The sequence below is a fragment of the bacterium genome, from assembly GCA_016873475.1.
Taxonomy (GTDB): Bacteria; Krumholzibacteriota; Krumholzibacteriia; order JACNKJ01; family JACNKJ01; genus VGXI01.
In genome coordinates this window covers 1-10,048 of sequence record VGXI01000114.1, presented here as the reverse complement: position 1 = coordinate 10,048, position 10,048 = coordinate 1, and the positions used below count along the sequence as shown (strand labels likewise).

The following is a 10,048-nucleotide window of genomic DNA, read 5'->3' as shown; positions in this document are numbered from 1 at the left end:
CAAGGTATCTCAAACACGTTGACACGTTCCGTTCCGTCTTTCGCCAGTCGAGCATAAGCGCGAGAGGCAACTCCCTTCACCTTCCCCCAGAGCGATCGCCACTCCATGTCGTCCCTTTCACTGCCTGTAGGATTCGATGCTCGCACCTGCCTGCTAGGCCCGAATCGCCCCCAGCGGATCTTTGAAGGAGAAGTCCGCGCAGCGGGCCAAGCTCTCCCTCCAATGGTCGCCAGCCCCTGCTGAGCCTAGCACGATCTTATTACGATTGGAAGCGATTGGGCAGATGCCTGTCATCAGCAGCAGGAAGCGCTCCCACCATTGTCAAGTAGGTGATGCGGGAGCTGCAAGGCAGCGACTCGAAAGACGCAGCGCCGCGGACTTGCCACGTGGCAAGTCCGCGCGTCAGACTCGGCCCGACGCGCCCCCGGGGGCGGATCGGAGGAAGTCCCATGCAGAACGAACCGCGCCTTGCCGAGATCGAGGCCGCCGCGGCGCGCCTGGCCGGACGCATCCACCGCACGCCGGTCATGCGCAGCGCGGGCCTGGACGCGCTCACGGGCGCCGAGCTCACCTTCAAGTGCGAGAGCCTCCAGCGCACGGGCTCCTTCAAGATCCGCGGCGCGATGAACGCCGTGCTCTCGCTGTCAGGTGCCGAGGCCGCGCCCGGCGTGCTCACCCACTCGTCGGGCAACTTCGCGGCGGCCCTCGCACTCGCTGCGCGGGAGCGCGGCGTCGCCGCCCACATCGTGATGCCCGACAGCGCCCCCGCCGTGAAGCAGGCCGCCGTGCGCGCCTACGGCGGCCGGGTCACCTTCTGCGCCCCCACGCTCACCGCCCGCGAGGAGACGGCCGCGCGCATTCAGGCCGAGACCGGCGCGCGCTTCGTGCACCCCTACGACGACTACGCGATCATCGCCGGCCAGGGCACGGCGGCGCTCGAGCTGTGGCGGGAGGCGCCCGACCTGCAGGCCATCGTGATCCCCGTGGGCGGCGGCGGGCTCTCCGCGGGCTGCGCGCTGGCCACTGCGGCCCTCGCGCCGCGCGCCGAGATCCTCGGCGCCGAGCCCGCGGGCGCGGACGACGCCTATCGCTCGCTGCTCGCCGGTGAGCGCCTGCCGCAGCTCGACCCCCGCACCTGCGCCGACGGCCTGCGCACGGCCCTCGGCGAGCGCAACTTCCCGATCCTCAGCCGGCTGCTCGCGGGAATCGTCACCGTGAGCGAGGACGAGATCGTGGCCGCGATGCGCCTCGTCTGGGAGCGGCTGAAGATCCTCGTCGAGCCCTCGGGCGCGGTCCCGCTGGCGGCGGTGCTCGCCGCACCGGCCCGCTTCCGGGGCCGGCGCGTGGGGCTCATTCTGTCGGGCGGCAACGTCGATCTCGACGCCTTGCCCTGGCAGGCGGCGGCGCGCTGATGGCCACCCCCCGGACGGCGCCCGCGCGCGCACTCCGGGTGTTCGCCCGTCGGGCGGCGCTGGCGTTGCTCTTCCTGCTCGCGGTCGGTCTCGCCATCTTCGCCGGCGGTGAGTGGGAGCGCCGGCGCGACCCGCGCGCGCAGCTGCTCGCCCGCCGCGGTGCGCTGATCGCCACCGGCGAACAGCGCGAGCGCGCGGACAGCGCCTCTGTCTTCTCCAGCCTGAACCTCGAGAGCGACACCGGCGTCGTCGTGGCGGCCTCGCTCAAGATGCCCCGCGGGCCAGGCCCTTTTCCGGCGCTCCTCGTGCTCGGCGGCCTGCGCACGGGCCGGCACACGCGCGAGGTCATCGGCGACGCACCGGGCCTGGTGCTGCTCTGCCTCGACTACCCCTATGCCGGCAAGCGGGAGCGGCTCTCGGCCTGGGAGTTCCTGCGCGCGCTGCCGCGCATGCGCCGGGCCCTGCTCGAGACCGTACCCGCGGCCATGCTGGGCACGGACTACCTGCTGAGTCGCCCGGAGGTGGATCCCGCGCGGGTCACGGTCGTGGGCGGTAGCTTCGGCGCGCTCTTCGCGCCGGCCGTGGCCGCTCTGGACGAACGCATCGCCGCGGCGGCCCTGCTCTTCGGCGCCGGGGATCTCGAGCGACTCGCCCGCGCGAACATCCGGGCGCCGGCGCCGCTGGCCGTCCCGGCCGCCTGGGCGATCGCAGTGCTCGCCGCGCCCCTGGAGCCCCGGCGCCACATCGCCGCCGTCGCGCCGCGGCCCCTTCTCTTGCTTGGCGCCACGGGGGACGCCCGCGTGCCGCGCGCCTGCAGCGAGACGCTGGCGGCCGCGGCCGGCGAGCCGAAGACCCTGCGCTGGATCGAAGCGGGGCACCTGAACGTGCGCGAGCCCGCGTTCCACACCCTGGTGAGGGGCGAACTGCTGGCCTGGCTCGCCGGCGCGGGCCTGCTCGTCGCTGCGCAGGCGGATTCCCTCGCCGGCCCGCTCGGGCAGACGGCTACTCCTTGATCAGGGCCTCCGCCCAGATCTCGAGCTTCTCGGCGAGTTCGGGGGAGTAGCCCTTCTCCTCGAAGCGGATCCGGCCCTGCTTGTCGATGGCGCAGAGGTAGGGAATGCCGTCCACGCCGTAGGCCTTGGCCAGCGCGTCGTCGCCGTAGAGCAGCTCCATCGCGTAGTCGTTGCGCTCGATGAAGGCCGCTGCGCCGGCCGGCGTCTGCTCCCAGACGTTCACCGAAAAGACGCGCAGGCCTGCGGGCTTCTTCGTCTTCATCCATTCGTCGAGCACGGGCATCGCCAGGCGGCAGGGGCCGCACCAGGTGGCCCAGAAGTCCAGGACGAGCACCTGGCCGCGCAAGTCGGCGAGGCGGAGGCTGTCGCCGGCCAGCGTGCGCAGGGTCCAGTCCGGCGCCGGGCGATCGATCATGGCGGCCAGGGCGCTCGTGCTCCGTGCCGCGCGCCCGGCGGCCTTGTTCGCGGCCACCTGCTCGGCGAGCGGCGCCCAGGCCGGGTCTTCGCGCAGGCTCGCGAGGTCGGGATCCTCGGCGAGATGCTTCGGGTCGGCGTAGCCGGCTGCGGCCGCCGCGCGCAGGGCCGCGAAGGCGGGGTCCCGCCGGCCGAGCAGCGCCTCCAGGCAGCCGATGTCGTAGTGCCGCGCGGCGAGGTCGGCCGCGCCGGGCACGGCCCGGGCGCGCTGGTCGGCGAGGAGGACTTCGTAGGCCTTGGCCTCGCGCAGGCCGCTGGCCCAGTAGTAGTCGACGTACTCGTCCCGTTCCTCCGCCCCGAGACGCCCCGCCTGCACCATGGCGTCGATGCCGGCGGCGTAGAGCGTCTTCGCCTCCTCGTAGCGGCCGCGGTAGATCTGGATGCGCGCCAGCTCCTGGTCCGTCGCCCAGCGAGCGCCCGCGGCCTTCGCGCGCTCGAAGAGGGCCAGAGCGCCCTCGGCGTCGCCCGTGTAGAGCAGGTAGTTCTCCATCGCCTGCTGGGCCTGGGAGCTCTCGCCGCTCAGCGAGAGGAAGCGGGCGAAGGCCTCGCGATCGTCCGGGAAGCTCTCGGCAAGTCCGGGCGCCGGCGTCTGCGCGCGCAGCAGCCCGCGCAGGTAGATGCCGGTCAGCAGCTCGTAGGCGCCGAGGTTGCCCGGCTCGATCTCGATCGCATGCCGCCCCCAGCGCAGTCCCTCGACCGGCTCGCGGCAGGCGAGTCCGCGCAGGACGGCGGCGAGGGGCGAGCCCGGCCGCTGCATCTGGCGCTCGGCGAAGAAGGCCTCGGCGTCGGCGGGGTCCACGCCCTTCCAGCGCTCGAGGATGACCCGCAGCAAGGCGGCGTCCTCGCTGACGGCGGCCGCCTCGCGGCAAAGGGCCAGGGCGCGCTGCACGCTGTAGGTCTTCCCGAACTCAGCGCCGAAGCGCTCGGCGGTCCAGGGCGCGGCGGCCTCTTCGGCCTGCGCCGGGAGCGCGCCGAGAGCGGCGAGAAGAAGGAAGCTGGCGAGAACGCGGCACATGCGCGACCCCCGGGGTTGGCGTGAGGCGCTTACAATACTCGGCCCGCGCGCGGAATTCCAGTCGCCGGGCCGTCTTGACGCTGCCCGCGGCGGCCGCTAGACTGCGGCCGGCGCCGTGAGGCGCATCTTACCCTTTCCCAAGGACTTCGATGGGCCACGAGGATCTCTTCCAGCGCCTGGAAGCCAAGCGCGACGAGGCGCGCCTGGGCGGCGGGCAGGAGCGCATCGACAAGCTGCACGCCTCCGGGCGCCTGACCGCCCGCGAGCGCATCCACCTCCTCTTCGACAAGGGCAGCTTCCAGGAGCTGGGCGTCTTCGTCACGCACCGCTCGCCGGACCCGGCGATCGCCGACAACAGGCCCGTCGGCGACGGCGTCGTCGCCGGCTTCGGCCGCGTGGCGGGGCGCCTCGTCTACGCCTTCGCCCAGGACTTCACGGTCTTCGGCGGCACGATGAGCGAGGCCAATGCGGGCAAGATCGCGCGTCTCATGGACCTGGCGATCGACAACGGCGCGCCCGTGATCGGCCTCAACGACTCGGGCGGCGCGCGCATCCAGGAGGGCGTCTACTCCCTGGGCGGCTACGCGGACATCTTCCTGCGCAACACGCTGGCCAGCGGCGTCATCCCCCAGATCAGCGTGATCATGGGCCCCTGCGCGGGCGGGGCGGTCTACAGCCCGGCGATCACGGACTTCATCCTGATGGTCGAGGGCACGAGCCACATGTTCGTGACCGGCCCGAACGTGATCAAGATGGTCACGGGCGAGGAGGTCAGCTTCGAGGAGCTGGGCGGCGCCGCGACGCACAACGCGAAGAGCGGCGTCGCGCACTTCATGGCCGCCAACGACCAGGACGCCCTGCTCCAGGTCAAGAAGCTGCTCAGCTACCTGCCCTCGAACAATCTCGACGATCCGCCGCGCGTGGAGACCGACGACCCCTTCGACCGCCAGGACGAGGAGCTGGACCGCATCATCCCCACCGACCCCAAGCGCACCTTCGACGTCGTCGACGTCATCGAGCGCGTGATGGATCGGGGCAGCTTCTTCCAGGTGCAGAAGGACTACGCGCGCAACATCGTCGTCGGCTTCGCGCGCCTGGGCGGGCAGAGCGTGGGCGTCGTCGCCAACCAGTCGCGCACCATGGCCGGCGCGCTGGACATCGCCGCCAGCCTCAAGGGCGCGCGCTTCGTGCGCTTCTGCGACGCCTTCAACATTCCGCTCATCACCTTCGAGGACGTGCCCGGCTTCCTGCCCGGCACCGACCAGGAGTACGGCGGCATCATCAAGCACGGCGCGAAGCTGCTCTACGCCTTCTGCGAGGCCACCGTACCGAAGCTGACCATCGTGATCCGCAAGGCCTACGGCGGGGCCTACGACGTCATGAGCTCCAAGCACATCCGCGCGGACCTCAACTACGCCTGGCCGACGGCCGAGCTGGCCGTGATGGGCGCCGAGGGGGCGGTGAACATCCTCTACCGCAAGGAGCTGGCGGAGGCGGCGGACCCGGTCGCCCGGCGCGCCGAGCTGATCCAGCGCTACAACGAGCAGTTCGCGCACCCCTATCTCGCCGCCGAGGCGGGCTTCATCGACGACGTGATCCTGCCCCGCGAGACGCGGCAGCGGCTGATCGCCGGGCTGCAGAGCCTGGCCGGCAAGCGCCAGCAACTGCCGCCCAAGAAGCACGGCAACATCCCCCTCTAGCCCGGGAGCCCCGATGCCCCCCCTGCGCAAGGTCCTGGTGGCGAACCGCGGCGAGATCGCGATGCGCGTCATGCGCACGGCGCGCAAGCTGGGCATCGCGACGGTCGCCGTCTACAGCGAGCCCGACCGCCAGGCGCCGCACGTCTTCTTCGCCGATCAGGCGCTGCCGCTGGGCGGCACCAGCTCGGCCGAGACCTACCTGCGCATCGACAAGCTCGTGGAGGCGGCGCGCCGGGCGGGCGCCGACGCCGTGCATCCCGGCTACGGCTTCCTCTCGGAGAACCCGGCGTTCGCCGAGGCCTTGAGCGAGGCCGGCGTTGTCTTCGTCGGCCCGCCCGCCAGCGCGATGGCGGCGATGGGCAACAAGCTGCGCGCGCGGGCGCTGATGCTCGCGGCCGGCGTGCGCGTGATCCCCGGCAGCGAGGGCGCGGTGAGCGATCCCAAGGAGGCGGCGCGCCTCGCCAAGGCGATCGGCTTCCCGGTGATGCTCAAGGCCGCGGCCGGCGGCGGCGGCAAGGGCATGCGCGTCGTGCGCAGCGCCGACCAGCTCGCCGCCGCCCTGAACGCGACGCGCGAGGAGGCGGGCAAGGCCTTCGCCGACGAGTCGGTCTTCGTCGAGAAGTACATCGATCGGCCGCGTCACATCGAGATCCAGGTGATGGCCGACGCCCACGGCCACTGCATTCACCTCGGCGAGCGCGAGTGCTCGATCCAGCGGCGGCACCAGAAGGTGGTCGAGGAGAGCCCGAGCCCCTTCGTCACGCCGGCGATGCGCGAGGCGATGGGCGCCATGGCCGTCCAGGCCGCGCAGGCCGTGGGCTACGAGGGCGCCGGCACGGTGGAGTTCATCGCCGACGCCGAGCGCAACTTCTACTTCCTCGAGATGAACACGCGCCTGCAGGTCGAACACCCGGTGACGGAACTGATCACGGGGCTCGACCTCGTGGGGCTGCAGTTCCAGGTCGCGGCCGGCGAACCACTGCCGCTCACCCAGGCGCAGGTCGCGCGCCGCGGCTGGGCGATGGAGTTTCGCATCTACGCCGAGGACCCCGAGCGCGGCTTCCTGCCCTCGACCGGCAAGATCCAGCGCCTGCGCGCGCCGGCCGGGCCGGGCGTGCGCCACGACAGCGGCATCTACGAGAAGTACGAGGTGCCCGTCTACTACGATCCCCTGCTCAGCAAGCTCGTCATCTCGGGCGAGGACCGTGCCGACACGATCGCCCGCGCGCGGCAGGCCTTCCAGGAGTTCGTCATCGCGGGCATCAAGACGAACATCCCCTTCCACCAGTGGCTCCTGCGCCAGCCGCGCTTCGCGGCCGGCGACTTCGACACGCACTTCATCGACGAGCACTTCCGCAGCGAGGAGATCAACCACGACCCGCGGGTGCCGGCGGTCGCCGTGCTCGCGGCGGTGCTCGCCTACCACCAGCACGCGCGGCGCTTGAACTTCGACGAGGCCGCCGCGCGCGACGGCCAGCCCAGCCGGTGGCGGCACACGGCACGGCGCGAAGCCGTGGCGCGCCGGGGGCAGGCATGAGCGGGGCCCGCTATCTCGTCCGCCTGGGTGCCGAGGGTGAGACGAAAGAAGTCAGCGTCGAGGCGCGAGGCGCGCGCTGGGCTATAACGGTAGGCGAGGCGGAGCATCTAGTCGAGCAGATCGTCCTCGAGAAGGACGAACTCCTCTCGCTGATCGTCGGCGACCACAGCTACCTCGTCGACCTGATCGAGACCGACTGGGAGAGCGGCCGCTTCGTCGTCGGCGCGATCGGCGAGCAGATCGCCCTCAGCGTGCGCGACGAACTGGAGGCGGTGGCCGAGCAGGTGACCGCCGCCGCCCGGCAAAGCGGCATCTTCGAGCTCAGGGCGCCGATGCCGGGCATCGTCGTGCGCGCGCTCGCCGCCGCCGGCGAGCGGGTGGCGCGCGGCCAGGGCCTGGTCATCCTCGAGGCGATGAAGATGCAGAACGAGCTGGCCAGCGAGCTGGACGGGCGCCTGCGGGAGCTGCTCGTCGAGCCCGGCCAGCTCGTCGAGACGGGCGCCGTGCTCGCCCGCGTCGTCCAGGAGGCCGAGTGAGCAAGGACTACGGCGAGGCCCGCGCGCGCTGGCAGCGGGAAACCCTGGCCCGCCATCTCGCCCAGGGCGCCGAGCGGCGCCCGCGCTTCGAGACGCCCTCGGGCCGTCCCGTGGCGGCGGTCTACGGACCCGACGACCTCGCGAACTTCGATCCCGTCCGCGAGCTGGGCCTGCCCGGCGAGGCGCCCTTCACGCGCGGCGTGCAGCCCAACCAGTACCGCGGCCGCCTCTGGACGATGCGCCAGTACGCCGGCTTCGGCTCGGCCGCCGAGACCAACGCGCGCTTCCGCTACCTGCTCGCGCGCGGCCAGACTGGCCTGTCCACCGCCTTCGACCTGCCCACGCAGATGGGCTACGACGCCGACCACCCGCTCGCCGCCGGCGAGGTCGGCCGCGTCGGCGTCGCGATCAGCACCCGCGAGGACATGGCCGAGCTGCTCGCCGGCATCGACACCGCCGCCGTCAGCTGCTCGATGACGATCAACGCCCCCGCCGCGCAGCTGCTGCTCTTCTACGCGCTCGTCGCCGAGAGCGCGGGCGTGCCGGCCGCGCAGCTCAAGGGCACGATCCAGAACGACATCCTCAAGGAGTACATCGCCCGCGGCACCTACATCTATCCGCCGGGGCCGAGCCTGAGGCTCATCACCGACACCTTCGCCTGGTGCGCGGCCAACGCGCCGCAGTGGAACACGATCTCGATCAGCGGCTACCACATCCGCGAGGCGGGCGCGACCGCGGCGCAGGAGCTGGGCTTCACCTTCGCCAACGCCGCCGAGTACCTGCGCGCCGCCCAGGCGGCCGGCCTGCCCTTCGGGCGCTTCCTGCCGCGGCTTTCCTTCTTCTTCAACGTGCACAACAACCTGCTCGAGGAGGTCGCCAAGTTCCGCGCCGCGCGCCGGCTCTGGGTGCGCCTGGTCGCCGAGCGCTTCGGCGTGCGGGAGCCCGAGCTCACGAAGCTGCGCTTCCACAGCCAGACGGCCGGCAGCACGCTCACGGCGCAGCAGCCGCTGAACAACGTCGTGCGCGTGACGCTGCAGGCGCTCGCCGCCGTGCTCGGCGGCACGCAGAGCCTGCACACGAACAGCTACGACGAGGCGCTCGCCCTGCCCAGCGAGGCGAGCGCGCGCCTCGCCCTGCGCACGCAGCAGGTGATCGCCGCCGAGAGCGGAGTTGCCGACTCTGTCGATCCATTGGCAGGGAGCTATCTAGTGGAGCGCTGGACGCGCGACCTCGAGGAGGAGGCCTGGACGCTGATCGACGAGGTCGAGTCCCTCGGCGGCGCCGCGCGCGCCATCGAGGCTGGCTTCCAGAGGAAGCGCATCGGCGAGGCCGCCTACCGCACGCAGAGGGCGATCGAGGCCGGCGAGCAGGCCCTGGTCGGCGTCAACTGCTACCAGGAAGCCGAGGAGACGGTGGCCGCGGCCGCGGCCTTCCGCCTCGATCCCGAGCTCGAGCGCCGCCAGGTCGAGCGCCTCGCGCGCTTCCGCGAGCAGCGCGAGGCCCGCGCCGTCGAGGCCGCGCTCGCGCGGCTGGGCGAGGCGGCCAGTGGCACGGCGCCGCTGATCGAGCCGCTGAAGGCCGCCCTCGCCGCCGGCGCCACGCTCGGCGAGACCTGCGCCGTGCTGCGCGGGGTCTTCGGGCAGTACCGTCCCCAGGGATGAGGTGAGCATGAAGCGCTATGCCGAGGCCTTGCCGGCCGGGATCTTCCGGCGCCTGGATCACATCGGCGTGGCCGTCGCCGATCTCGAGGCGGCGCGCCGGCGCTACGTGGACTTGCTCGGTTTCGTGGAGCTGGCCCGCGAGGCGCTGCCCGAGCAGGGCGTGGAGGCGATCCTGCTCGACGCGGGCAACTGCCGGCTCGAGCTGCTGGGACCGCTCGGCGAGGCGAGCCCGATCGCCCGCTTCCTCGACAAGCGCGGAGAGGGCCTGCAGCAGGCCGCCTTCGAGGTGGCCGACCTCGACGCCGCGCTCGCGGCGCTGGCCGAGCGGGGCATCCGCCCGCTCGCGCCGCCCAGCCGCGGAGCCGGGGGCCTGCGCATCTGCTTCCTGCACCCGCGCGACACGCACGGCGTGTTGCTCGAGCTGGTCGAGTACCCCGCCGCTTCGCCTCGCTAGCATCGGGCAGTCGATCGGCAGACCTGCGAACGGCGCCGACTTCTCTCTGGCGATGGGCTTGCCCGCTACAGCGTTTCATAGTATATTGCATGCCTCCCCGCCTCCCGCGTCCTCGAGCCTGCGAGGACTCTCCATGTCCGAGTTCGTACCGGATCTCCCCGCCGCCGCGGTCGATTCCCACCTGCGCGCGGCCGTCGCCGCGCTGCGCCAGGCTGAGCGCAGCGCCGTGCTCTGGTTCGCCGCCGC

8 protein-coding genes are annotated in these 10,048 nt (G+C 72.3%); 7 read left to right on the top strand and 1 reads right to left on the bottom strand.

Going from position 1 to position 10,048, the window contains the following annotated elements; all coding sequences use genetic code 11:
- The first annotated feature begins 449 nt into the window (after nt 1-449).
- Complete coding sequence (locus tag FJ251_09985; protein ID MBM4118048.1) at nt 450-1,412, top strand: pyridoxal-phosphate dependent enzyme; 963 nt, start codon at nt 450-452, stop codon at nt 1,410-1,412.
- Nucleotides 1,412-2,425, top strand: a complete 1,014-nt coding sequence (locus tag FJ251_09980; protein MBM4118047.1) for a hypothetical protein — start codon at nt 1,412-1,414, stop codon at nt 2,423-2,425. Before FJ251_09985 ends, FJ251_09980 begins: the two co-directional genes overlap by 1 nt.
- On the opposite strand, the gene FJ251_09975 is transcribed toward FJ251_09980, so the two are convergent.
- A complete protein-coding gene (locus tag FJ251_09975; GenBank protein ID MBM4118046.1) occupies nt 2,415-3,914 on the bottom strand; it encodes a TlpA family protein disulfide reductase in 1,500 nt (499 codons plus the stop codon). The genes FJ251_09980 and FJ251_09975 overlap by 11 nt on opposite strands.
- 149 nt (nt 3,915-4,063) lie before the next feature.
- Here FJ251_09975 and FJ251_09970 point away from each other — a divergent pair, with 149 nt between their 5' ends.
- From FJ251_09970 to mce, 5 genes are read left to right on the top strand one after another with little or no spacing between them, the layout of a single operon-like run.
- Nucleotides 4,064-5,614: an acyl-CoA carboxylase subunit beta gene (locus FJ251_09970; protein MBM4118045.1), complete on the top strand. Its 1,551-nt coding sequence runs from the start codon at nt 4,064-4,066 to the stop codon at nt 5,612-5,614.
- A gap of 13 nt (nt 5,615-5,627) precedes the next feature.
- Nucleotides 5,628-7,151: an acetyl-CoA carboxylase biotin carboxylase subunit gene (locus FJ251_09965; protein ID MBM4118044.1), complete on the top strand. Its 1,524-nt coding sequence runs from the start codon at nt 5,628-5,630 to the stop codon at nt 7,149-7,151.
- Nucleotides 7,148-7,687, top strand: a complete 540-nt coding sequence (locus FJ251_09960; GenBank protein MBM4118043.1) for a hypothetical protein — start codon at nt 7,148-7,150, stop codon at nt 7,685-7,687. The genes FJ251_09965 and FJ251_09960 overlap by 4 nt, the downstream gene beginning before the upstream one ends.
- On the top strand, nt 7,684-9,348 hold the full coding sequence (locus tag FJ251_09955; GenBank protein MBM4118042.1) for a methylmalonyl-CoA mutase: 1,665 nt from the start codon (nt 7,684-7,686) through the stop codon (nt 9,346-9,348). The genes FJ251_09960 and FJ251_09955 overlap by 4 nt, the downstream gene beginning before the upstream one ends.
- Nucleotides 9,349-9,355: 7 nt before the next feature.
- Nucleotides 9,356-9,802 (top strand): methylmalonyl-CoA epimerase, encoded by a 447-nt coding sequence (gene mce / locus FJ251_09950; protein ID MBM4118041.1) that lies wholly within the window; start codon nt 9,356-9,358, stop codon nt 9,800-9,802.
- The last annotated feature ends 246 nt before the right edge of the window (nt 9,803-10,048 follow it).